The organism is Mycobacterium sp. M26 (genome assembly GCF_001494595.1).
In the GTDB taxonomy this organism is placed as follows: Bacteria; Actinomycetota; Actinomycetes; order Mycobacteriales; family Mycobacteriaceae; genus Mycobacterium.
In genome coordinates, this window is sequence record NZ_LN929908.1 from 3,266,785 (window position 1) to 3,289,578 (window position 22,794).

Genomic DNA, 22,794 nt, shown 5'->3' on the forward strand with positions numbered 1-22,794 from the left:
CTCCTACTCCTGCTCGGTGTCGGTCCGGTTCAGCGCGGTGTGGCGGGCGATCTCGTCGAGCACACCGCGTACCGTGCGCATAGCGTCGTGGTCGCCGAACTCTTCGAAGATGAACCGCGCCTCATACAGTTTGGCCTTGGCCTGATCGAACACCCCCAGGTGCGCCAGCACGTTGCCCTGGTTGGCCAGCACCCGCGCCCGGCCCAGCGGATCGCTGTCGCGGTCGCGCGCCTCCAGCACCGCCTCGTACAGCTCGACGGCCTCCACCAGGTTGTCGGCCTGATGCTTCGACGGGGTGTACACCAGCGAATTGGCCAGGTTGAGTTGCACGCTGGCCCACTGCTCGGGGTACTCCTCGCGGGTGTACACCTTCAGCGCCGAGCGCAGCGACTGGGCGGCCACCCCCAAGCGCAGCTGGCCGGAGGCCTCCGTCATCGGCATCGTCAGGTAGGCGGTGGCCAGGTTCGCGTGCGCGGAGGCCCACAGCAGCGGTGCCTCCTCACGCAAGACCAACTGCAGCGCCGAATGATAATGCGGGACAGCGGCATTCAACAGCTCCGGGCGCTCGGTGGCCCGCTCGTGCAACAGGCCGGCCAGGTTCAGGTGCAGTTCGGCGCGGGCGACCCGCAGGCCGTCGGCACCCTCGAGGGCCGCCAGCGCGGTCTCGAAGCGCCGAATCGCATCGTCGTTGCCGCTGTGGGCGGCGATCGACGCCGCTGCCCCGAGTAGCACGCCACACAGCGGGGCGGAGACACCGGTGGCCTCGTCGACCGCCTGATCGAGCAGACCGGTGGCCAGGATCTCGGCCCGCTCGTTGAACGCCTTACTGGCCTGCGCCGAGAGCACCAGCGCGGCCAGTTCCGCCGTCGCTCCGTCCAGGTGCGGCGGAGTGTCGGTGCGACCGAGAGCGAACAACACCACGTCGACGAGAACGCCGAATTCACCCAGAGCCGAACGCAACTCGTCGGCATCTTCGGAATCAGGGTCCATGACGAACCGGTTGTACCGGCTCACCGGATCATCGCCGGTCAGCGCGGCCAGTGCGCCATCCCGATCACCGGCCAGGGCCAGTTCGTGCGCCCGCAGGCTGGCCGGCCACTGCTCGGGCACCCGGCCGGCGAGCAGCGCCGCGCGGGCGTCCTCGGTGTCCGGTGCGGCCGGAATCAGCATGTAGCCCAATGGGAGCGGGAATGCTCCCAGCGGCTGGGGGCGCACGGCCAGCACGGTCGGGTCATCGATATCGGTCGATATGGCAGTCACCGCATACCCTTCTTCACCCGTTGATGGGTCCACGAATGTCGCGCTCGGCGGCGCGTCTGATCAGATTGGCCGACAGTTCGGCGCGAGCCTTGGTGTTGTGGGTGTCGATGCGCTTACGCACCACCCCGTCGGCGAACACCACCACGATCTCCACGGCCCACCGGCCGCGTTCCTCGACCACGACCGTCTGGACGTCCAGCGCGTCATCGGTCGAGGTGACCTCGGGAATGCTGGTTTTCGGGCGAGCCGGGGGTTCCTCGCACATCGCGATCACAGCCCGGGCCCTCTAGTGCCGATCCAACCGGATCCGCAGCGCCTTGTGTGCATCGTCCCAGGATGCCTCACGAACGCCCGCGGGGATACGGTCTGACAACACCTCGCGGACCAGGACGGCCCGGTCCCCGGCCGGGGTGCGCTGCTTGAGCAACAGGCCGCCACTGCGCGGCCCGCGCAACGGGATCAGCCACAGGTCATCGTCACGCACCACGGCGGCCACCGCGTCGGAGGGAAAGCGACTGGCCGCCAACGCGGCATCCAGGCGCAGGTATCCGTCGGCGGTGAGTTCGACCGTGTGCTCGGCGCCGGTGTGCGGGCGCAGCGGGGCCAGATAATCCCGTTCGACCAGTTCGATCACCTGCTCCATGGCCGCCGACACCGGTTCGGACAGATCGGCACCCAACTCGACACCGGCGGCCTCGATGAGGAACACGGTGATATCGGTCGGGCAGGCCTCACCGAGTGCCCAGCGGGCGAAGGCGATGGCGTGATCCCACCGGAACGAATGGGTGTGCAGGCCCTGCAGCGGGGGCAGATCCTCGAGTTCCTCACCGGGAACGCGGAAGATGGTGCCCGGTGCCGAGCCGGTCGCCGAGGCGTCGACGATCACCACCCGGTCGGCGCCGCGCATCTGGAACGCCACGTCCATCCCGGCTGTTCCGCCGTCGACCAGCTTCGCGCCGGCCGGCACGCCCCGCTCCCAGAGGTGGCGGACCAGCACCGGACCGACACCGTCGTCACCGCGCAACAGGTTTCCGCACCCGACGAGGAGCACCGCACACCCAGGCGGCTCGATATCCAGAGGAGGGGGTTGGATATCGACACCGCCTGGGTCGCTGCGGGATTCGGGTGACCCGGGCTCGTGTGCCGGGCTCACACCATTCCGTTGATGACGAACTTCGAGAGCTCCCTGCCGGTCTTGCCGTCGTAGGCATGCACGGTGCACACCAGGCAGGAGTCGAAGCTGCGGGCGACGTGTCCGAGTTCGACCGGATCCTCCGGGTCGACGATGGGTGAGCCGACGAGGGCCTTCTCGATCGGGCCCAGGACGTCCTTGCCGTCGCGCGGGCCGATGTTCCATGCCGTCGGGGTGACCACCTGGTAGTTCTTGATCTTGTTGTCCTCGATGACAATCCAGTCCGACAGTGCGCCGCGGGCGGCCTCGGTGGAGCCGAAGCCCTTACCCTCGGCGTACTCGGTGGGCTTGCTGTAGAAGCTCTCCTTGAGGTCGAGCTGATCCAGCCAGGTCTTCACCCACTTGTAGTACTTCGGCCCCTCGTGCATGCGGGCCAGCTGGCGGGTGAGCACGCTGGGCCCGATCTTGTTGAGGATGTCGACGAACAGCGGGTCGTTGTCCTGGTGCGGTGCGGCATTCGGGCCACCGGCGGCCATCCGGCGGGCCAGCGGACCGGCCTCCAGCGGGATTGTGCCCAGGTCGCCGACCGCGTAGCGCGGTGACTTCGCCCAGCTGTACTTGCCCTGCTTCTTGCCGGCCTCGGGGTCGATCGGGATGGTCTCGCCGTCGAACGGGTGCAGCGGCTGGCTGCCCTCGTAGAACGAGTGCGAGACGTCCTCGCGCACGTTGGCCTGATCGAACTCGTACCACTGGCCCTGCGCGTAGACGCCGCTGCGGCCGATCAGCGCCGCGTTGCGGCCGTCGATGGTGGGGTTCTCATACAGCGTCGGGTCGAAGTAGGTGCCGGTGGAGATGTAGTTGCCCACCCCCTGGCCGTACTTGTCCAGGCCGATGTCCAGGCAGTAGCGGATGAAGAAGCCACAGTCGCTGTTGTACTGCGACTCGTTCTCGTCGACCCAGGCCAGTACGTCTTCCCAGGTCTTGTTCTCCAGCCAGCGGTCGATGCTGCAGCCCAGCCATTCGCCCTCGAGCCAGTTGTCCTTCCAGTGCTCCAGGATGGCGATCGAGCGGGTGACGTCCGACAGCGTCGGGGCGCACATCACACCACCGGGCACCATGAAGCTGGAGTGCGGCCACTGCCCACCGAAGATGGCGTAGACCTCGACCGGCTTGTTGGAGAGCACCACACCCTTCTGGTACGAGGTGCCGACGTAGGGGGCGAACCGGCGCACGGCCTCGTCGTACAACGCGGACTTGGCGTAGTTCTTGTTGGTCAGGTCGATGGCGAACAGCGCGTAGAAGTAGCGCGGAATCGATTGCAGCGTTTCGCACGCCTGGCAGATATTGCGCACCAGGGTGGCGTTGGCCGGCATGTGGGTGCGCCAGGCCGTGTCCAGTGCGTAGGCGGACTTGTACAGGTGGCTGCCGCCGCAGATGCCGCAGATGCGCGGACAGACCACGAGACCGGCCTGGGGGTCCTTGCCCCGCAGGATGATCTCGAAGCCGCGGAACATCGCGGCCTCGGTCCACGCCGACGTCACCACGCCGTCGTCGATGGTGACGCGGACGTCGAGGTCACCCTCGACACGTCCCAGTGGACTGACGTACAGGTCGAGCGAGGTCATGTGCAGTTCCTCCAAAGAGTGTGGCTGAAAACAGGTCTGGTGGGTCTAGACGACGAACATGTCCTCTTTGGACCACTGCGGTGCGGCGATCCGGGCTGCCGCGGCGTGCGCCATGTAGGTGAGGTGATCGGATCCCTCCGGAACTTCCTTGGGGATCACGCCGCCGACCTTCTGGGTCTTGAACAGCGTTCCGGGTGCGAGGTCGAAGTGCGGGAACTCCGGTTCGGTGCAGCCCAGGCACGGCATCCCGGCGCGGGTCTTCGACGACTGCCGATTCCACAGGATGCGGTTGCACGGCGAGTGGGTCATCGGGCCGCGGCAGCCGAACTCGTAGAACAGGCAGCCGGTGCGGGTGCCCTCACCGAACGACATGGTCGACTGCTTGTATTCGAAGAATTGCACACGGGTGCAACCGGTTTGGGTGAACGTCTTGAAGAACGTCTCGGGCCGGTGCAGTTCGTCCAGGGCGATGTCACCGGCGCGGCCGGTGGCCAGCGCCACGATGATCTGGGTGATCCAGTCCGGGTGCGCGGGGCAGCCCGGGATGTTGATGACGGGCAGGCCCATCTTCGAGCGGAAGTCCGGCCCCAGGAAGCCGCCCTTGTCCCGCTTGTGGAACTGCAGACCGGTCGAGGCCGACGGGTTGGGCTCCATCGCGGGAATGCCGCCCCAGCAAGCACAGTCGCCGATGGCGACGACGATCTGGGCCGCACCGGCCAGGTCGGTCACCCAGTCCTTCATCGGGCGGTCGGCGAACATGTCCATCCGGCCGGTGCCGTTGGGCGCCTCGATGACAGTGCCCTCGAAGACGAAGATGTCCAGCGGCCGGTCACCTTTGGCGCAGTCCCAGAACACCTTCTGGGCGTTCTTGCCCAATTCGAGTCCCAGCGACGGATGCCAGATGAGGTCCAGGCCGAAGTCGACGATCAGGTCGACGACGTTGGGTTCCTCGGCGTTGAGGAACGACATGGTGTTGCCACTACATGCCCCTCCCTGAAACCACAGAACGGAAGCCATGCAGAACTCCTCTCAGAAACCCCAGGGCGAGGCTGACGCGGGCTGACGAACGACAGATCGAGCGGTGGGCGAACAGGCGGGCTGGGAGCTCACTACTGGCCCACTCGCCGGCCGAAGGATTTGGCGACCGCGAGCAGGAAGCCCAGGCCGCGGGCGACGTCGGGGTCCTTGGTCGCCTTGTACAGGCCGTAGAGACCCTTCGGCGGGTTGGCCGCGCCGGCTTTGCCGTCGACCAGAGCATCGCCGACCGAAGCCAGCAGCTGCGCCGTCTGCGGGTCGGTGAGTTTGGAGGTCAGCAGGGTGTTCAGCGCGGGCGTGGCGCCGACGACCGACCCGGACAGGGTGGCCAGGCTGGCGGCCAGACTCTGCAGATCGACGCCCTTGAAGGCATCCGCACCGGGGATCGCACCGGCCACCGAGGCGCCGCGGAACTCCGATACCGCCGAGGACACGCTGCTGGCGATGGTGTCGCCGCGCCGGACGAAGCCGTCCAGCCCACTGACCAGCACAGCAAGCACGTCGGCATGGTCGAGCAGGGTATTGAGCGCTTCAGCGACCTGGGGATCATCGAGTCGGTCCCGAACCGAATCCGCGGGAGTGACCGCTACTGCCTGCCCGTTAGCCGTCATGCAAACCTCCTGGGTCGCCACAGATGTCACACCCATGGCAGCTGTGGCTTCAATCACAAAAGTAGACCTATGGGGTTGGTGTGCCTATCGCTTTCGCGCAGCGGCTGTCAGGATTGCGAAGAATTGCCCGCGTTGAAGCGACGCCGATGTTTAGGAGGCTGGACGTGTTGTTTGCAAGCAAACTTATGTCGGCCGTCCTGGAGCAAGCTGCAGATTCCGGCGAACCCTGATGTCGCGCCTCACGCGACTCGGCTACATCGACGTCCGGCGCACCAGCAACCCGGTCCGCCGCAAAGTCCGCTCGCGGGGTGTTCCACCGGCGCTAGCAAACAATGAGATCTTCTACACCGAGGACGTGAAGTCCGCGGCCCGGCTGATCGCCAAGACCCTGGGGCCGCTGAATCTGACCGTCGGCCCCGACGAATCACCGGGGTTCGCCGCCACCATGCACGGGGTGCGGCTGCGCAACGTCAGCCTGCTCTACCTCGACCTGCACGTGGCCTCGGCTGTCGACATCCCCATGCTGGGGCCGCATTACGCGGTGCACATGCCGATGAACGGACGCGCGCTGGTCGAGCACCGCGGCCACACGTTCGAGGCCAACACCATCTGCTCGGTGGTCAGCAGCCCGGGCGCCTCACTGCGCATGGTGTTCGACCACGACTCCCCCCAACTGATCATCCGCATCGAAGAGCGCGCCCTGGCCGCGCATCTGACCCGGCTACTCGGCCGCAGCATGGACCGCCCGCTGATCTTCGATCCCGAGTTCGACATGGCCACCGAGGCGGCCATGCGCTGGCACGCCGCCGTGCAATTGATCCACACCGAGGTCTTCCACGAGGGGTCGCTGATCCAGCGCGGTCAGGGCATCGGGGCGGTCGAGGAATTCGTGATCAGCAGCCTGCTGCACCTGCAGCCGTCGAACTATCACGCCGAGTTCCTCGCCCCGGCCCAGCCCGACCAGCGCCGCGCGGTGGTGCAGAACGCGATGAACTACATCGAGGACCACCTCGCCGAGCGCATCACGATGGAGGCGGTGGCCAAGGCCGTGCACATGAGCGTGCGATCCATCCAGCAGGGCTTCCGCGAGGAACTCGGGATGACGCCGATGACCTATGTGCGCGAGCGCCGCCTGGAGCGGGTGCACGAGGAGCTCACCGACGCGATCCCGGCCGACGGTGTGACGGTGACCCAGGTGGCCGAACGGTGGGGCTTTCACCATCTCGGCAGCTTCGCCGTCGAGTACCGCAAACGCTGGGGCGAAGCACCCTCGGAAACCCTGCGCCGCTAGTCCCCACCCTCGTTTCGCCGAACCCGACAATTGGGCGCGAAAGTGCGAGTGCAGAGCGCCATTTCGTCGATCTCGGCGCTAGCTGTCGAGCGGAATCGTCACCGTCACCGTGGTGCCCATGCCCGGCCGGGACCGTACCTTCAGGGTTCCGCCGACCAGTTCGGCGCGCTCGGCCATCGACAGCATGCCGTAGCCACCGGCCGAGGACACCGGACCGGTCTCGAAACCCACCCCGTTGTCGACGACCTCGAGCCGGGCCACCCCGTCGGTCACCGTGAACGTGACGGTGGCGACCAGAGCGCGGGAGTGCTTGACGACATTCTGAAAGCATTCCTGGGCAATGCGATACAGCGCCACCTCGATGTGCTCGGGCAGCCGCTCATCGGCCAGGTGCAGTTCCAGGTCCACCTCCGGGATGGAGGCGGCCAGGCTGGCCAGGCCACCGACCAGACCGAGGTCGTCGAGCACCGGCGGGCGCAGGCCGCTGATCGCCGAGCGCGCCTCGGCCAGGGTGAGATCGACCAGATCCCTTGCCTTTTCCAGCTGTTCGGCAGCCGCCGGCTGGTCGCCGTCGTCGACCGCCCTGGCCGCGGCGTCAAGCCGGTAGGTCAGCCCGACCAGGCGTTGGGAGATGCCGTCATGGATGTCACCGGCCAGCCGCCGGCGCTCACTTTCCTGCGCGGCGATCACCTGTTCGGCGAAGTTCTCGTGCGCACGTTCGCGCGCCGAGAGCTGGCGGTGCAACCGGGCCTGATGCAGGGCACCGGCGATCAGCCGGCCGATCACCAGCAGCAGTTCGATATCGCGCGGGGTGAAGTCTCGGCGTTCGATGTTGTGCACGTTGAGCACCCCGACCAGGCCACCCGGCTCGGTCTCCATCGGCACCGAGGCCATCGAGGTGAAGTCCCTGCCGCGCAACGCCGCGATCGGCACATACCGTGGGTCGGCTTCCTTGTCGCTGACGATCACCACCGGCTCGCGGTGACTGGCCACCCAGCCCGACACCCCTGATCCCAGTGGCAACCGCACCAGGCCCACCTGTTCGTCGAACGGCGGGGTGGCACCGGCCAGCGTCAGCGACCGGTCGGTGTCGTCGAGCACGTGTACGAAGCACACATCGGAAGCGGTTGCCGCGGTGATCATCTGGGCCACGGCCGCGGCCATCGGCTCGACACCGGGTCCCGAGGACGTCGCGGCGATGATGTCGAGCAGCAGGGCCACCTCGCGGTCGGCGTCGACGAGCCCGTGGACGGCGTGCGGGCTCACACCGCGGGGGGTGTTCATTGAAAGATGCCCTCACGCAACGCCGTTGCCGCCGCACTGGTGCGATCGCTGACCCCGAGCTTGCGGTAGATCGAGCTGAGGTGGGTCTTCACGGTCTCTTCCCCGATGACCAGTTTCGAGGCGATACCCCGGTTGGAGAGCCCGGTCACCACCAGCGAGAGGATCTCGCTTTCCCGCTGGGTCAGGCCGTGCCGGGCGCCGGGCCAGAACTGGTCGCTCTGCAGCCGGGCGGCCGTCTCGGCCGCGCGCGCGGCCAGCCCGGCGTCGATCGCCGTCGACCCGGCCTGCACCCCTTCGAGCTGGCGGACCAGTTCGTCGCTGCTGATGCCCTTGAGCAGATACCCGGAGGCACCCACCCGCATGGCCTGGAACAGGTACTGCTCGTCGTCGTAGACCGACAGCAGGATCACCTTCTGGCCGGGATCGCGCTGGCGGATCTCGCGGCACAGGTCCAAACCACTGGCCCCCTGCATGCGGACATCGCACAGCACGATGTCGGGATGCAGTTCGGCGATCACCGGCATCGCCTTCTCGGCGCCGACCGCCTCGCCGACCACCTCGACCCGTTCGGCGAACGGCGCGAGCATCGCCTTGAGGCCCTCGATAACCATCTCGTGGTCGTCGACGAGCACCACCCGCACCGTCATGGGATCACCGTAGCGGCGGGCACCACCGTCGTCACCGCAATTTGGACTAAACCTCCCCCGCGCGTCGCTCCAACTCCCCCGCGGACTCGACACCTGTCGATTCTGGAAACCAACCTCCCCCGCGCGTCGCTCCAACTCCCCCGCGGACTCGACACCTGTCGATTCTGGAAACCTGCACCGCCACAGTCGATTCCGCCGTCCGGTTCGACCCACGCCCATCGCCGCACCCGGTGATTCGGGGGACACCACCCACCCTCGGCATCCCCTGATCGGGGGATGCCCTGGCCGGTTCGGCGGGGCCATACTGCGCTCGTGGTCGCAACTCTGGACACTCTCCCCCGGAGTCGATCCTTCTGGTGGGATCGCGCGCGCTGCGCGCACGCCGACGTGCCCGTCCTCGAGGCCGTCATCTTCGACTTCGACGCGCCGGTGGGCGCGACCGAACGCGACGCCCACATGTTCCGCGATCTGATCTGGAGCCTGCACTGCGCCGACATCCGGATCGCCGTCACCGCCGAGGGCCGCCGTGGCCGCATCGAACCGCTCGTGCGTGAGCTGATCGGCGACGGTGTCGTCGAGGTTCTCATCACCGGCGATGACGTGCTGGCGCCCAAACCCGATCCCGAGGCTTACCAGCGGGTGCTGTCCGAGCTGGGCGTCGGTGCCGCCAACGTACTGACCTTCGAACACTCGATGACGGGTTTTCACACCGCGCGCTCAGCCGGGCTGGCGACCGTCGTGGTCATGACCGATCAGCTCCGCGACCACGACTTCCACGGCGCAGCCGAGGTACTCGACCGGCACGACTGGCCCGATCCGCTGTCGGCCGATCGATGTCGGCGACTTCACGAGCGCTGGTGGATCAGCCGGAGCCGGCTCAGCGCCTAGCCCGACCTAACCTGCCTGGCCGCACGCGGCCATGACCAACTCGCGCACCCGCGCCGCGTCCGCCTGGCCCTTGGTGGCCTTCATGACAGCACCGACGATCGCGCCCGCCGCCTGCACCTTGCCGCCGCGGATCTTCTCGGCGACGTCGGGGTTGGCCGCCAGCGCCTCGTCGACGGCCGCCTGGATCAGGGAATCGTCGCGCACCAGCGCCAGCCCGCGGTCGGCCATCACCTGCTCGGGCTCACCTTCCCCGGCCAGCACACCCTCGACCACCTGACGGGCCAGCTTGTTCGACAGCTTGCCATCGTCGACCAGAGCCACCACCTTGGCCACCTGAGCCGGGGTGATCCCCAGCGCGTCGAGTTCCACCCCAGCCTCATTGGCCTTCTGCACCAGGAAGTTTCCCCACCAGGCGCGGGCGGCCTCGCTGGGCGCACCGTGAGCGACCGTCTCGGCGACCAGGTCCACCGCGCCGGCGTTCACCAGGTCGCGCATCACCTCGTCGGAGACACCCCACTCCTGCTGAATCCGCTTGCGCGACAACCACGGAAGCTCCGGGATGGTGGCGCGCAACCGCTCCACCAGCTCGTCGCTGGGGGCCACCGGTTCGAGGTCGGGCTCCGGGAAGTACCGGTAGTCCTCGGCGGTTTCCTTGTCCCGGCCGGGCGAGGTGTACCCGTCCTCGTGGAAGTGCCGGGTCTCCTGGTGGATCTTGCCGCCCTCCGCGAGAATCGCTGCCTGACGGCGCATTTCGTAGCGGACGGCGACCTCGACGCTCTTGAGCGAGTTGACGTTCTTGGTCTCGGTGCGGGTGCCGAACTCGGCCTGACCGATCGGCCGCAGCGAGACGTTGGCGTCACAGCGCAGCGAGCCCTGGTCCATCCGGACGTCGGAGACATCCAGCGCGCGGAGCAGGTCGCGCAACGCGGTCACGTAGGCGCGCGCCACCTCCGGCGCGCGGTCCCCGGCACCCTCGATCGGCTTGGTGACGATCTCGATCAGCGGCACGCCGGCCCGGTTGACGTCCAGCAGCGAGGTGGTGGCGCCGTGAATGCGGCCGGTGTCGCTGCCGACGTGGGTGAGCTTGCCGGTGTCCTCCTCCATGTGGGCCCGCTCGATCTCGACCCGGAAGGTGCTGCCGTCATCCAGCGGCACGTCGAGGTAGCCGTTCAAGGCGATCGGCTCGTCGTACTGGGAGATCTGGTAGTTCTTCGGCTGGTCCGGGTAGAAGTAGTTCTTCCGGGCGAACCGGCACCACGGGGCGATGCTGCAGTTCAGCGCCAGCCCGATCCGGATGGCCGACTCGACGGCGGCGGAGTTGAGCACCGGCAGCGCCCCGGGCAGGCCCAGGCACACGGGGCAGACCTGGGTGTTCGGCTCGGCGCCGAACGTAGTGGCGCAGGGGCAGAACATCTTGGTGGCCGTCGACAGCTCGACGTGCACCTCCAGACCGAGCACCGGGTCGAACCGGGCCACGACCTCGTCGTAGTCCATCAGTTCGGCATTCGCAGTGATCGTCATGGCATCGATCCTAGTGGGGCCGGTTCTCCCGTCGCCGAGTGTGAACCCACAGCGACTTTTCGGGCGATTTCTCGCAGTGGTCGCACGTTCGGCGAGATCCCACCAGCGCTCTAGCCGAAGAAGGCGGCGGCGTCGTCGTAGCGGGTCTGGGGTACCAGCTTGAGCTGGCGCACCGCGTCGGCCAACGGCACCCGACCGATGTCATTGCCCTGCAGCGAGACCATCATCCCGTACTCACCGGCGTGCGCGGCGTCGGCGGCGTTCACCCCGAACCGGGTGGCCAGCACCCGGTCGTAGGCGGTCGGCGTGCCGCCGCGCTGGACGTGGCCGAGCACGGTGACGCGAACTTCCTTCTTGATCCGCTTCTCCACCTCGATGGCCAGCTGCTGGGCCACCCCGGTGAACCGTTCGTGGCCGAACTCGTCGACCCCGCCGGAGCGCAGCGCCATGGTGCCCTCGGCGGGTTTGGCGCCCTCGGCGACCACGATGATGAAGCTGGACTCGCCGCGCTGGAAGCGCTTCTTGACCAGCCGACACACCTCTTCGACATCGAAGGGCTGCTCGGGGATCAACGTCATGTGCGCCCCGGAGGCCAGCCCGGCGTTCAGCGCGATCCAGCCGGCGTGCCGGCCCATCACCTCGACGAGCATCACGCGCTGATGCGACTCGGCGGTGCTGTGCAGCCGGTCGATGGCGTCGGTGGCGATCTGTAGGGCGGTGTCGTGGCCGAAGGTGACGTCGGTGCAGTCGATGTCGTTGTCGATCGTCTTGGGCACTCCAACCACCGGCACGCCCTCCTCGGACAGCCAGTGCGCGGCGGTCAGCGTGCCCTCGCCACCGATCGGGATCAGCACGTCGATCCCGTTGTCCTCCAACGTCTGCTTGATGTCATCGAGCCCGGCGCGCAGCTTGTCGGGATTGGTGCGCGCGGTACCGAGCATGGTGCCGCCCTTGGCCAGCAGCCGGTTGTTGCGATCGTCGTTGTGCAACTGGATGCGCCGGTCCTCCAGCAGGCCCCGCCAGCCGTCGAGGAAGCCGACCACCGACGAGCCGTAGCGGGCATCGCAGGTCCGCACGACCGCACGGATGACGGCATTGAGGCCAGGACAGTCGCCACCACCGGTGAGAACTCCGATACGCATGGGACCTATCTTGCCCGCTGGCACGTTCTGAGGCAGCGCATCTACAACGCCGACGGCAACGCCCCGCGGGCGGCCTCGTAGGCCGCGCCCACCCGGTAGAGCCGGTCATCGGCCAGTGCGGGCGCCATGATCTGCAGGCCGACCGGCAGATTGTCGTCCGGCGACAGCCCCGAGGGCACCGACATTCCGCAGTGCCCGGCCAGGTTCAGCGGCAGCGTGCAGAGGTCGAACAGATACATCGCCAGCGGATCGTCGACCTTCTCACCGAGCCGGAACGCCGTGGTCGGGGTGGCCGGGGACACCAGCACGTCGACCATTTGGTAGGCGTTGTCCAGATCGTTGGCGATCAGGGTGCGAACCTTCTGCGCCTGGTTGTAGTAGGCGTCGTAGTAGCCGGCCGACAGCGCGTAGGTGCCAATCATGATGCGGCGCTTTACTTCCGGGCCGAAGCCGGCGGCGCGGGTCAGCGCCATCACCTCTTCGGCGCTGTGGGTGCCGTCGTCGCCGACCCGCAGGCCGTAGCGCATGGCGTCGAAGCGGGCCAGGTTGCTCGACACCTCCGACGGCAGGATCAGGTAGTACGCCGACAGCGAGTAGTCCAGGTGCGGACAGTCGACCTCGGTGATCTCTGCTCCCAGAGCGGCCAGCTGATCGACGGCGGCGTTGAACGAGGCGAGCACACCGGGCTGATAACCCTCACCGCTGCGCAGCTGCTTGACCACACCGATCTTCACCCCGGACAGGTCACCGGCGGCACCGGCACGCGCCGCGCCGACGACGTCGGGAACCTCGGCCTCCACCGAGGTGGAATCCCGGGGATCGTGGCCGGCGATCACCGCGTGCAGCAGCGCGGTGTCCAGCACGGTGCGGGCGCACGGGCCGCCCTGGTCCAGCGACGACGCGCAGGCCACCAGGCCGTAGCGGGACACGGTGCCGTAGGTGGGTTTGACGCCGACCGTCGCGGTCAGCGCGGCCGGCTGGCGGATCGAGCCGCCGGTGTCGGAGCCCAGCGCCAGCGGCGCCTGGTAGGCGGCCAGCGCGGCGGCGCTGCCACCGCCGGAGCCGCCGGGCACCCGCTCGACGTCCCACGGGTTGCGGGTCGGGCCGTAGGCGGAGTTCTCGGTGGAGCTGCCCATCGCGAACTCGTCCATGTTCGTCTTGCCGAGGATCGGGATACCGGCAGCCCGCACCCGGGCGGTGACGGTCGCGTCGTACGGCGACACCCAGCCCTCGAGGATCTTCGAGCCGCAGGTGGTCGGCATGTCGGTGGTGGTGAACACGTCCTTGAGTGCCAGCGGCACCCCGGCCAGCGGCGAGGGCAGCTGCTCACCGGCGGCCACGGCCGCGTCGATGCGCGCCGCGGTGGCCAGCGCCTGGTCGGCGGCGACGTGCAGGAACGCGTTGAAACGCTCATCGGTGGCGGCGATCTGGTCCAGGCAGGCCTGGGTGACCTCGACCGAGGACAGTTCCTTGGCGGCGATCTTCTCGCCGAGGGTGGCGGCATCGAGCCGGATCACGTCGCTCATTACTCCGCCTCCCCCAGGATCTGCGGCACCGCGAAGCGCCCTTCGGCGGCGGCCGGCGCCTCGGCCAGGGCTTCATCCTGGGTCAGGCACTCTTCGACCACGTCAGGGCGGGTCACGTTGACCGATTTCAGCGGGTTGCCGGTCGGCGAGACGTCGGTGACGTCGACGGCCTGAATCTGGCTGACGTACCCCAGAATGGCGTCGAGCTGGCCGGCGAAATTGTCGACTTCGTGGTCGGTCAGGGCGAGCCGGGCCAGCTTTGCCAGCCGGGCTACCTCGTCACGGGAGATCTGGGACACGGTGGACAAGCCTAGTTCGCCCCGGAGCCGGACCGGGCACGGAGGTGCTCGAGTTGCGCGGCAGTGCAGACGGGACGCTGTGCGGACGGCTCCCTTTCGATCACTGGCTTCGCAGCGCAGATCAGTTCGTCGGCTGATCGCTTGCCACCGGGATCCAGGGCTTCCTGCGAAGTTCGCGCCGGGACCGAATCTGTAGTTTGGCGAACACTTTCCGCAGGTGCCACTCAACAGTGTGGGCGCTGACGAATAGCTGTGCTGCAATCTCCTGATTGGTCAGGCCCTCCCCGGCAAGTTGTGCGATATGCAGTTCCTGCGGACTCAGGCCGCTATCGGCTGAGCGTGAGGGCACATTGATCTTCTGTCCGGCTGCCAGTAGCTCGCGGCGGGCACGCTCAGCGAAGGCATGCGCGCCGATCTCACGCAGCTGCGTGTAGGCGCTGCGCAGCGGTTCCCGGGCCAGCGCGGGTTTGCGGCGTCGTCGCAACCACTCTCCGTAGAGCAGGCTCGCCCTGGCCGCGTGGACTCTTAATCGGGTACCGGCCAGACGCTCAATGGCTTCTCGATAGAGCTCCGGCGCTTCACCGTCATCGGCCAGCAAGGCACGGCACCGTGCGAGCAGCCCCAGTGCGCCGTCGGCTGCACTGGCCGGTATGCGTTTCTGCAGCCGTGTGAGCGCCTCGGCGGCGCCCTCGCGGTCTCCGACACGCACGGCCGCTTCGATCAGTTCTGGCAAGACGCCCCCGCCGAAGCCCAAGTCGTCGAACTCGGCGCACTCCCGGGCATGGCCCAGCGCAATCGGGTAGCGACCGAACCCGTTGTTGAGTACCGCTGACAGGTAGTGGACCAGCCCCATGAGCCGTCCCTCGCCCCGGCTGGCCGCCTCCTGCATCGCTGACGACACCAGCGTGGTGAAATCGCGTTCCGCACCGCTCCAGGCGGCCAACCCGATCCCGTGATAGGTGACCGGCGCGTATCCGGTCGCCGCAGTGATATCACCGGCCTCGGCGATACAGATCCGGGCCGACGTGAACTCCCCGGCTTCCAGGTGAGCACCGGCCCGTGACGCCAGTGCAGTCGGTAGCAGCGCCAACGCGGCGGTGTCGGTTGCGGTGCGAACCGCGTGTGCGGCGATATCTGCCCAGCTGTGGTCATCCCATGTTTCGTGGATCAGCGACTCATGCACAATCGGGAACGCCCGCCACAACCAGCCAGGATCGTCATTGTCTTGCTGAGTGACGGCCCGGGTGACGGTATCGATCGCATCGAGCATCGCTGGCATGGCCGCTTCGGCCCCCGCTGCGAGCCGCAGAGCCAGCGCCCGGGTTACCTGGTGTACCGGCTGGCGGACCATGTCGTCGGGAAACGCCGTCAACGCCGCCGCAGCAATCTGCGCGGTGACGCCCTCGACGTCGTAGCGCCCGGCATACATGGCGACGCTCAGTGCGTCGAGGTAGGTTGCCGCGGCCAGCGATGAGTCGAAGGGAACCAATTCCTTTGCGGTAGAGGCTAACTCGGCAGCGATGACAATCAGTGGACGCGGCACACGGCCAGAGCGCGCCGCGGCGAGCGCCAGCCGATTACGCAGCAAGGCGGCTCGGCAGTGTCCCAGCGTCGAGAGTGGGCCCAGCTCAGCGATGGCGACCAGCCGCAACGCCTGCTCGAAAGAGGCCAGCTCACGGTGCGTTTCGGCGGCATCGAGCGCCCTGGCGGCCCGACGCGCCGGGTCCGGCGTCAGCTCCGTTGCCCGGGTCTGAAATGCCGCTGCGGCGGCGATACCGCCCTGGGCACTGGCCCTCACCGCAGCGTGTTCCAGGTCGGTGGCGATCGCCTCGTCGGGCCCATCAGCAGCCGCGGCACGGTGCCAGGCGCGCCGGTCGGGGTCCAAACGTCCGTCGGTCGCCTCGGCCAGCGCGCGATGGGCTGACCGGCGTTGGTCGAGCGCCGCCGCCCGATAGACCGCGGCTCGAACCATCGGATGGGCGAATTGGACACGAGCACCGAGGGTGACCAGCCCGGCGGCCTCCGCCGGCGCCAGGCAAGCGGCATTGAGCCCCAGCTGAGTCAGCGCGCTCGTCAGCAGCGTCGGGTCACCCAGCGGTTCTGCGGCGGCGGCGAGCAGCGCCATCCGTGTCTCACTTGACAGCATCGCAATCGCCGACCGATACCGGCCTTCGATCTCGTCATCGACCGGATGCGCGTCAGGTGTGTGATAGCCGCCGGCCAGCCCGACGGCATCGACATCTCGCGTCAGCTGCAACAGCGCCAGCGGATTGCCGGTCGCCTCGGCGAGGATGCGCTCGCAGATCGCACCATCGAGCCGACCGGGAAACGCCGATTCAAGCAGTGCGCGCGCATCGTGGTCGGCCAGTGGACCGACCTCCAACAACGGCAGACCTGCCGAGCCCTGCACCTGCTGTCGCAGAGCGAACACCAGCCCGATCCGCTCAGCCAGCAGCCGGCGGGCGACGAAGAACAAGGTTTGCGCCGAGGCATGGTCGAGCCAGTGCACATCGTCGACGACACAGAGCAGCGGCTTGTCATCGGCGGCGACCGCCAGCAACCCCAGGACGGCCAGACCTACCAGGAACCGGTCCGGAGCCGTCGCGGATTCACGCAGGCCGCAGGCCTGCTCCAGGGCCGCATGCTGGGGTTCTGGCAGCTGGTGACGGTGCTTCAGCACGGGAGCACAAAGCTGTTGCAAGCCCGCGTAGGCCAGTTCAATGTCTGCTTCGACGCCACCAGCACGCAGAACGGTGAAATCGCCAGCCGTCGCAATCAGATCGCCCAGAAGTGCGGTCTTTCCGATACCAGCTGAACCTTCCAGCACCAGACTTTGGCCTCGGCCCGCGCGCACTGCCACCAGCAGCTGGTCGAGAGCCCGGCGCTCGGTTCCTCGACCCTGCAGAGCACCTGCTCGGTGACCGGGTGTCATTGCCGCCCTTGTTCTGACCGGTTCTCTTGCCGTGAAATCTACCGCCGCTGCCAACCAGGGCCGGGCCCGCCGCCGTTGCGGCGAAACCAACTACGGGTTTTCCGGGGTCCCTGCGGCAGCCCGCGCCGACAGGATGAGCTCATGTCAGAGCACATTCTCGAACCGGCGGCCCAGCGGTTCGCCGATGCCACCGCCAACCCGCCATTTCTTTACGAGCTGGGCCCCGCTGGAGCCCGAACGGTACTCGACGACGTGCAAGCCGCACCCGTCGCCAAGCTCGACATCGACGAACGCTGGGTTACTGTGCCATGCGATCACGGCGACGTGGCAGTGCGCATCCTGACCCCGCCCGGGGTAGCGGGCCCGCTGCCGGTAGTGCTCTACATCCATGGCGGTGGGTGGGTGCTCGGGAACGCCGCCACCCACGACCGACTTGTCCGTGAACTGGCCGTCGGCGCCGAGGCGGCGGTTGCTTTCGTCGAGTACGACCGCTCGCCGGAGGCGCAGTACCCAGTGGCCATCGAACAGGCCTATGCCACCGCCCAGTGGATCACGCACCACGGAGCCGGGGCTGGTTTGGACGCAACCCGGATGGCCGTCGCCGGTGATTCGGTCGGCGGAGGCATGACGGCGGCCGTCGCGATCATGGCCCAGCAACGCGGCGATGTCAGGTTCATCCAGCAGTCGATGTACTACCCCGTCACCGATGCCGCTCAAGACACCGCCAGTTACGCAGAGTTTGCCAACGGCCCATTCCTGACGGCCAAGGCGATGGCGTGGTTTTGGGACTGCTACCTGCCCGAAGTCCCCCTACGTGCCGAGATCACCGCCTCACCCCTGCGGGCGAGCATCGACGAACTACGAGGACTGCCCACGGCATTGGTGATCGTCGATGAGAACGACGTATTGCGCGACGAAGGTGAGGCCTACGCCCGCAAGTTGACCGCCGCCGGTGTGCGCACCACCAGCCTGCGGGTCAACGGGATCATCCACGACTTCATGATGCTCAACCCGGTTCGCGACACAGCCGCCACCACGGCGGCGATCGAAATTGCCATCCACACACTACGAAAGGCATTTGTCCAATGAAGATCACCGTCGTCGGAGCAACCGGACTCATCGGCACCAAGGTTGTCGCCATCCTGCGAGCCGCCGGGCACGATGTCGTGGGCGCCGCCCGCAGCACGGGTGCCGACGTCCTCACCGGGGACGGCTTGGCTGACGCGCTCGACGGGGCCGAGGTCCTGGTCGACGTCACCAACTCGCCGTCCTTGGAGGATCAACCGGTACTGGCGTTCTTCACCGCCGCATCAGCCAACCTGGTTGCCGCCGCGAGAGCCGCCGGAGTCGGTCACTATGTGGCGCTGTCGATCGTGGGTGTCGATGGGCTACCGGAGAGCGGGTACATGCGCGCCAAGGTCATTCAAGAGCGAACCATCATCGGGTCGGGGTTGCCCTACACGATCGTTCGGGCGACCCAGTTTCACGAGTTCGCCGACATGATCGTCGGCTCATTGCTCCTCGAAGGGGCCGTCCACGCCCCCGATGCCAGGATCCAACCAATCGCCGCTGCCGAGGTGGCCGCCGAAGTCGCCGACGCGGCGCAAGCCTCCCCTGCCAACGGAATCATCGACATCGGCGGACCCGAGAAGATGAGTTTCACTCAACTGGCGCGGACCCTGTTGGCCTCGCGAGACGACGACACGCCGGTCATGGTGGACCCAGCCGCCACCTACTTCGGTCTCCCGGTGGGGGCCGACAGCCTGGTCACCGGGCACGGTGCCGTGATCGCCGACACCAAATTCAACGACTGGCTCGCGACGCGATGAGCCAGGAGCCGAGCAGACCGGAGAAATACCCGATGACCTCGCTTGAGGATGTCGTCAGGCGCCGGCATTCGACACGACAATTCTTGTCCGATCGGCAGGTGCCGCGGCATGTACTGAACGACGCGCTCGAACTTGCCATGCGGGCACCGTCGAACTCCAATTCGCAGCCCTGGGAGGTCTACTTCGTCGGCGGTGAACAGCTCCGGAAACTCTCGGCCGCACTGCTCACCGCTGTCGATGCCCATCCGCCGACGTTGGCCTCGGCCGGCCTACCTGATCGGTTCGCTGATCGTCGCCGGGAGAGCGGAGCGCTGATCTATGGCGCCATGGGAATCGCCCGCGACGACCAGAAGGGTCGCTGGGCGGCGCAACGACGCAACTGGGAGTTCTTCGGTGCACCGATCGGTGGCATCGTATGCATGCATCGCGAGTGCGGCCCGTTGGATGCAGTCGGCGTCGGCATGTTCCTGCAGACGTTCCTACTGAGCCTCACCGAGCAGGGTGTCGACAGTTGCGTTCAGGTTTCGATTGCGTTGTACGACAGCGTGCTTCGCCGACAGCTTGGCATTCCCGAGGAACTGGCGATTCTGTGTGGGATGTCAATCGGCTATGCCGACCCCGCCTTCGCTGCCAATAACGTCCGACTACCCCGAGACCACCTGGACAGCCACGTGACGTGGTTGACGGCCGACGCCCCACCGGAACGTCCGACATGAGCGATGCTCCCAACTGTCCTCGCCACGAAGGCGGTGGAAACCGTCCTGGTGGCACGGTCCGAGCGCACCGCGAAGGACAACTCGTGTGATTGGCCGCCGTGGCTTCCGGCGACCAGCGAATGATCGTCGAATCCTCGTCGGGCTGAGGAGCCCGGAGTCCATGTCGGCTCATCGGGGGCGGCACGCACCGACAACGCGGGAGTTCTATCCCGGCTCGGCTGGAGTGCCGCGATCGGACGACTGTGAAACAGTGTGCGCGTGCCTTCGTATCTACTGCGGGTTCAGCTCGAGGACCGCCCCGGCAGCCTCGGGTCCCTCGCGGTTGCCCTGGGCTCGGTCGGTGCGGACATCCTGTCGTTGGACGTCGTCGAGCGCGTCACCGGCTACGCCATCGACGACCTCGTGGTCGAGCTGCCGCCCGGCACGATGCCGGACATGGTGATCACCGCCGCCGAGCGTCTCGAAGGGGTTCGGGTGGACACCATCCGGCCGCACACCGGGCTGCTCGAGGCACACCGCGAACTGGAACTCATCGATCACATCGCCGCTGCCGACGACCGCGACGCCAAACTGCAGGTGCTGGCCGACGAGGCTCCCCGGGTGCTGCGGGTGGGCTGGTGCACCGTGGTCCGGTTGACCGAGTCGGGGCTGGAGCGGGTGGTCGGCAGCCCGGGCTCGCCGGAGACTCAGGCGCAGAGCGCGCCGTGGCTGCCGCTGGCCCACGCCGAAGCGCTCGACGGGACCGCCGACTGGGTGCCGCAGGTCTGGCGGGACATGGACACCACACTGGCCGCTGCCCCGCTGGGCCAGCCGCATACCGCAGTGGTACTCGGCCGCCCGGGCGGCCCGTTGTTCCGGCCGTCGGAAGTGGCCCGGCTGGGCTATCTCGCCGGGATCGTGGCCACCATCGTGCGCTGAGCTACTCCGGGCTCTCCGGCGGGCTTTCGGCGAATTGGTCGGGGCCGCTTTCCAGCAGCGCCCGGAAACCGTCCTCATCCAGGATCGGCACCCCGAGTTCGACGGCCTTGTCGTACTTGGAGCCCGGCGCATCCCCGGCCACCACGAACGACGTCTTCTTCGACACCGAACCGGCGGCCTTGCCGCCGCGGGTGATGATCGCCTCCTTGGCCTCGTCGCGGGAGAACCCGGCCAGCGACCCGGTGACCACGATCGACAAGCCCTGCAGCGTCGGGGCGATCCCGGTGTCGCGCTCGTCTTCCATCCGCACCCCGGCGGCGCGCCACTTGTCGACGATCGCGCGATGCCAGTCGACGGCGAACCATTCCGTGAGTGCGGCGGCGATGGTCGGGCCCACGCCTTCGACGTCGGCCAGCTGTTCCTCGTCGGCGGCCATGATCGCGTCCAGGCTGCCCAGCGCGGTGGCCAGCGCGCGCGCCGCGGTGGGGCCGACGTGGCGGATCGACAGCGCGACCAGGATGCGCCACAGCGGACGGTTCTTGGCCTGCTCCAGGTTGGCCAGCAGGCGCGCACCGTTGGCCGACAGCACACCCTTGTTGGTGCGGAAGAACTCCGCGGTGAGCAGGTCCTCGGCGGTCAGGGCGAACAGGTCGCCTTCGTCGCCGATGACCTTGGCGTCGAGCAGGGCCGTGGCCGCCTCGTAGCCCAGGCCTTCGATATCCAGCCCGCCGCGACCGGCGAGGTGGAACACCCGCTCGCGAAGCTGCGCCGGACAGGACCGGGCGTTCGGGCAGCGGATGTCGACGTCACCCTCCTTGGCGGGGGCCAGCGGGGTGCCGCACTCCGGGCAGTGGGTGGGCATCACGAATTCGCGCTCGGTGCCGTCGCGCAGGTCGACCACCGGCCCGAGCACCTCGGGGATGACGTCGCCGGCCTTGCGGATCATGACGGTGTCGCCGATCAGCACGCCCTTGCGTTTGACCTCCGACCCGTTGTGCAGGGTCGCCATCCCGACGGTGGAGCCGGCGATGCGCACCGGGGTCATCACGGCGAACGGGGTGACCCGCCCAGTGCGCCCGACGTTGACCTGGATGTCGAGCAGCGTGGTCTGCGCTTCTTCGGGCGGGTACTTGTAGGCCACCGCCCAGCGCGGCGCGCGTGAGGTGGCGCCGAGACGCCGCTGCTGGGCGAAGTCGTCGACTTTGACCACCACACCGTCGATTTCGTGCTCGATCTCATGCCGGCGTTCACCCCAGTAGGCGATCTTGTCGCGCACCGCGGCCAGACCGGCCACCCGGGTGGTGTGGTCGGACACCGGCAGCCCCCACGCCTTGATCGCGAAGTAGGCGTCATGCAGGCTGGCCGGGTTGAACCCGTCGGTGTAGCCCATGCCGTGGCAGATCATCCGCAGCGGGCGTCGCGCGGTGACCGCCGGATTCTTCTGCCGCAGTGAGCCTGCCGCGCTGTTGCGCGGGTTGGCGAACGGGGGCTTGCCCTCCTCGACCAGGCTGGCGTTGAGATTCTCGAAGTCGGCCACCATGAAGAACACCTCACCGCGGACCTCGAGCACCGCGGGGATCGGGTATTCGCTTGAGGGCGTGAGGGTTTCGGGGACATCACCGATGGTGCGGGCATTGAGGGTGACGTCCTCCCCCACTCGCCCGTCACCGCGGGTGGCGGCGCGGTCCAGCTTGCCGTCGCGGTAGACCAGCGCGATGGCCACGCCGTCGACCTTCAGCTCGCACAGGTAGTGCGGATCGGGACCGAGTTCACTTTCCACCCGCGCCGACCAGGCGTCGAGTTCGTCGGTGTTGAAGACGTCGTCCAGCGAGAGCATCCGCTCCAGGTGCTGGGCTTCGGCGAACTCCGTGGCGAACCCGGCGCCGCCGACCAGCTGGGTCGGCGAGTCGGCCACCTTGAGCTCGGGATAGCGGTCTTCCAGGGCGACGAGTTCGTTGAAGAGCTTGTCGAAGTCGGCGTCGGAGATGATCGGCGCATCTTTGATGTAGTAGCGGAACTGGTGCTCGCGCACCTCGTCGGCAAGCTCCTGCCAGCGCCGCCGCACGGACGCGTCGATCGGGTCGGTTTCCGGATCGTCAGGGGCCACCCTCGCAGGCTAGTGGACCGCCCCGACAACC

At 67.7% G+C, this 22,794-nt stretch carries 20 protein-coding genes; 6 read left to right on the forward strand and 14 right to left on the reverse strand.

Going from position 1 to position 22,794, the window contains the following annotated elements; genetic code table 11:
• Positions 1–3: 3 nt before the first annotated feature.
• From BN3385_RS24945 to BN3385_RS24970, 6 genes are all read right to left on the reverse strand, one after another.
• Entirely contained in the window at positions 4–1,260 is a 1,257-nt protein-coding gene (locus BN3385_RS24945) for a tetratricopeptide repeat protein (RefSeq protein ID WP_082690633.1), read from the reverse strand.
• Positions 1,261–1,273: 13 nt separating this feature from the next.
• Complete coding sequence (locus tag BN3385_RS24950; RefSeq protein ID WP_059022399.1) at positions 1,274–1,525, reverse strand: hypothetical protein; 252 nt, start codon at positions 1,523–1,525, stop codon at positions 1,274–1,276.
• A gap of 21 nt (positions 1,526–1,546) precedes the next feature.
• Positions 1,547–2,311: a hydrogenase maturation protease gene (locus BN3385_RS24955; protein WP_156432876.1), complete on the reverse strand. Its 765-nt coding sequence runs from the start codon at positions 2,309–2,311 to the stop codon at positions 1,547–1,549.
• 98 nt (positions 2,312–2,409) lie between these two features.
• Positions 2,410–4,017, reverse strand: a complete 1,608-nt coding sequence (locus BN3385_RS24960) for a nickel-dependent hydrogenase large subunit (RefSeq protein ID WP_059022401.1) — start codon at positions 4,015–4,017, stop codon at positions 2,410–2,412.
• Between the two features lie 45 nt (positions 4,018–4,062).
• On the reverse strand, positions 4,063–5,034 hold the full coding sequence (locus tag BN3385_RS24965; RefSeq protein ID WP_059020942.1) for an NADH-quinone oxidoreductase subunit B family protein: 972 nt from the start codon (positions 5,032–5,034) through the stop codon (positions 4,063–4,065).
• 92 nt (positions 5,035–5,126) lie between these two features.
• On the reverse strand, positions 5,127–5,663 hold the full coding sequence (locus tag BN3385_RS24970) for a helical membrane plugin domain-containing protein (RefSeq protein WP_059022402.1): 537 nt from the start codon (positions 5,661–5,663) through the stop codon (positions 5,127–5,129).
• Positions 5,664–5,892: 229 nt separating this feature from the next.
• On the opposite strand from BN3385_RS24970, the gene BN3385_RS24975 reads away from it, so the two are divergent.
• Complete coding sequence (locus tag BN3385_RS24975) at positions 5,893–6,954, forward strand: AraC family transcriptional regulator (protein WP_059020944.1); 1,062 nt, start codon at positions 5,893–5,895, stop codon at positions 6,952–6,954.
• Positions 6,955–7,032: 78 nt separating this feature from the next.
• Here BN3385_RS24975 and BN3385_RS24980 read toward each other — a convergent pair whose 3' ends face one another.
• Together BN3385_RS24980 and BN3385_RS24985 are read right to left on the reverse strand one after the other, a co-directional pair.
• On the reverse strand, positions 7,033–8,238 hold the full coding sequence (locus BN3385_RS24980; protein WP_059020946.1) for a GAF domain-containing sensor histidine kinase: 1,206 nt from the start codon (positions 8,236–8,238) through the stop codon (positions 7,033–7,035).
• Complete coding sequence (locus BN3385_RS24985; RefSeq protein ID WP_059020948.1) at positions 8,235–8,885, reverse strand: response regulator; 651 nt, start codon at positions 8,883–8,885, stop codon at positions 8,235–8,237. The genes BN3385_RS24980 and BN3385_RS24985 overlap by 4 nt, the downstream gene beginning before the upstream one ends.
• 312 nt (positions 8,886–9,197) lie before the next feature.
• On the opposite strand from BN3385_RS24985, the gene BN3385_RS24990 reads away from it, so the two are divergent.
• Positions 9,198–9,773 (forward strand): HAD-IA family hydrolase, encoded by a 576-nt coding sequence (locus tag BN3385_RS24990; RefSeq protein WP_197415265.1) that lies wholly within the window; start codon positions 9,198–9,200, stop codon positions 9,771–9,773.
• Positions 9,774–9,779: 6 nt separating this feature from the next.
• Here BN3385_RS24990 and gatB read toward each other — a convergent pair whose 3' ends face one another.
• The 5 genes from gatB to BN3385_RS25015 form a co-directional block, all read right to left on the reverse strand.
• Positions 9,780–11,294, reverse strand: coding sequence for an Asp-tRNA(Asn)/Glu-tRNA(Gln) amidotransferase subunit GatB (gene gatB, locus BN3385_RS24995; protein WP_059020952.1), 1,515 nt, complete (start codon positions 11,292–11,294; stop codon positions 9,780–9,782).
• A 110-nt stretch (positions 11,295–11,404) separates the two neighbouring features.
• The gene (locus tag BN3385_RS25000; RefSeq protein WP_059020954.1) at positions 11,405–12,436 is read right to left on the reverse strand and encodes an ATP-dependent 6-phosphofructokinase; all 1,032 of its coding nucleotides are present in this window, start codon (positions 12,434–12,436) and stop codon (positions 11,405–11,407) included.
• A 41-nt stretch (positions 12,437–12,477) separates the two neighbouring features.
• The gene (gatA, locus tag BN3385_RS25005; protein WP_059020956.1) at positions 12,478–13,962 is read right to left on the reverse strand and encodes an Asp-tRNA(Asn)/Glu-tRNA(Gln) amidotransferase subunit GatA; all 1,485 of its coding nucleotides are present in this window, start codon (positions 13,960–13,962) and stop codon (positions 12,478–12,480) included.
• On the reverse strand, positions 13,962–14,261 hold the full coding sequence (gene gatC / locus BN3385_RS25010; protein WP_059020958.1) for an Asp-tRNA(Asn)/Glu-tRNA(Gln) amidotransferase subunit GatC: 300 nt from the start codon (positions 14,259–14,261) through the stop codon (positions 13,962–13,964). The genes gatA and gatC overlap by 1 nt, the downstream gene beginning before the upstream one ends.
• Before the next feature lie 121 nt (positions 14,262–14,382).
• Positions 14,383–17,193, reverse strand: coding sequence for an AAA family ATPase (locus BN3385_RS25015; protein WP_059020960.1), 2,811 nt, complete (start codon positions 17,191–17,193; stop codon positions 14,383–14,385).
• Positions 17,194–17,334: 141 nt separating this feature from the next.
• On the opposite strand from BN3385_RS25015, the gene BN3385_RS25020 reads away from it, so the two are divergent.
• From BN3385_RS25020 to BN3385_RS25035, 4 genes are all read left to right on the forward strand, one after another.
• Positions 17,335–18,282: an alpha/beta hydrolase gene (locus tag BN3385_RS25020; RefSeq protein ID WP_059020961.1), complete on the forward strand. Its 948-nt coding sequence runs from the start codon at positions 17,335–17,337 to the stop codon at positions 18,280–18,282.
• A complete protein-coding gene (locus BN3385_RS25025) occupies positions 18,279–19,022 on the forward strand; it encodes an SDR family oxidoreductase (protein WP_059020963.1) in 744 nt (247 codons plus the stop codon). Before BN3385_RS25020 ends, BN3385_RS25025 begins: the two co-directional genes overlap by 4 nt.
• 32 nt (positions 19,023–19,054) lie before the next feature.
• Entirely contained in the window at positions 19,055–19,738 is a 684-nt protein-coding gene (locus tag BN3385_RS25030) for a nitroreductase (protein ID WP_059020965.1), read from the forward strand.
• Positions 19,739–19,996: 258 nt separating this feature from the next.
• Positions 19,997–20,656: an ACT domain-containing protein gene (locus tag BN3385_RS25035; protein ID WP_059020968.1), complete on the forward strand. Its 660-nt coding sequence runs from the start codon at positions 19,997–19,999 to the stop codon at positions 20,654–20,656.
• Between the two features lies 1 nt (position 20,657).
• On the opposite strand, the gene ligA is transcribed toward BN3385_RS25035, so the two are convergent.
• The gene (gene ligA / locus BN3385_RS25040) at positions 20,658–22,733 is read right to left on the reverse strand and encodes an NAD-dependent DNA ligase LigA (RefSeq protein WP_197415333.1); all 2,076 of its coding nucleotides are present in this window, start codon (positions 22,731–22,733) and stop codon (positions 20,658–20,660) included.
• Between the last annotated feature and the right edge of the window lie 61 nt (positions 22,734–22,794).

Excerpts from the sequence above, each read along its gene's own strand:
- BN3385_RS24950 (WP_059022399.1), bottom strand. The coding sequence starts at position 1,525 with ATGTGCGAGGAACCCCCGGCTCGCCCGAAAACCAGCATTCCCGAGGTC.
- BN3385_RS24960 (WP_059022401.1), bottom strand. The coding sequence starts at position 4,017 with ATGACCTCGCTCGACCTGTACGTCAGTCCACTGGGACGTGTCGAGGGT.
- BN3385_RS24965 (WP_059020942.1), bottom strand. The coding sequence starts at position 5,034 with ATGGCTTCCGTTCTGTGGTTTCAGGGAGGGGCATGTAGTGGCAACACC.
- BN3385_RS24970 (WP_059022402.1), bottom strand. The coding sequence starts at position 5,663 with ATGACGGCTAACGGGCAGGCAGTAGCGGTCACTCCCGCGGATTCGGTT.
- BN3385_RS24975 (WP_059020944.1), top strand. The coding sequence starts at position 5,893 with ATGTCGCGCCTCACGCGACTCGGCTACATCGACGTCCGGCGCACCAGC.
- BN3385_RS24980 (WP_059020946.1), bottom strand. The coding sequence starts at position 8,238 with ATGAACACCCCCCGCGGTGTGAGCCCGCACGCCGTCCACGGGCTCGTC.
- BN3385_RS24985 (WP_059020948.1), bottom strand. The coding sequence starts at position 8,885 with ATGACGGTGCGGGTGGTGCTCGTCGACGACCACGAGATGGTTATCGAG.
- gatB (WP_059020952.1), bottom strand. The coding sequence starts at position 11,294 with ATGACGATCACTGCGAATGCCGAACTGATGGACTACGACGAGGTCGTG.
- BN3385_RS25000 (WP_059020954.1), bottom strand. The coding sequence starts at position 12,436 with ATGCGTATCGGAGTTCTCACCGGTGGTGGCGACTGTCCTGGCCTCAAT.
- gatA (WP_059020956.1), bottom strand. The coding sequence starts at position 13,962 with ATGAGCGACGTGATCCGGCTCGATGCCGCCACCCTCGGCGAGAAGATC.
- BN3385_RS25015 (WP_059020960.1), bottom strand. The coding sequence starts at position 17,193 with ATGACACCCGGTCACCGAGCAGGTGCTCTGCAGGGTCGAGGAACCGAG.
- BN3385_RS25020 (WP_059020961.1), top strand. The coding sequence starts at position 17,335 with ATGTCAGAGCACATTCTCGAACCGGCGGCCCAGCGGTTCGCCGATGCC.
- BN3385_RS25025 (WP_059020963.1), top strand. The coding sequence starts at position 18,279 with ATGAAGATCACCGTCGTCGGAGCAACCGGACTCATCGGCACCAAGGTT.
- BN3385_RS25030 (WP_059020965.1), top strand. The coding sequence starts at position 19,055 with ATGACCTCGCTTGAGGATGTCGTCAGGCGCCGGCATTCGACACGACAA.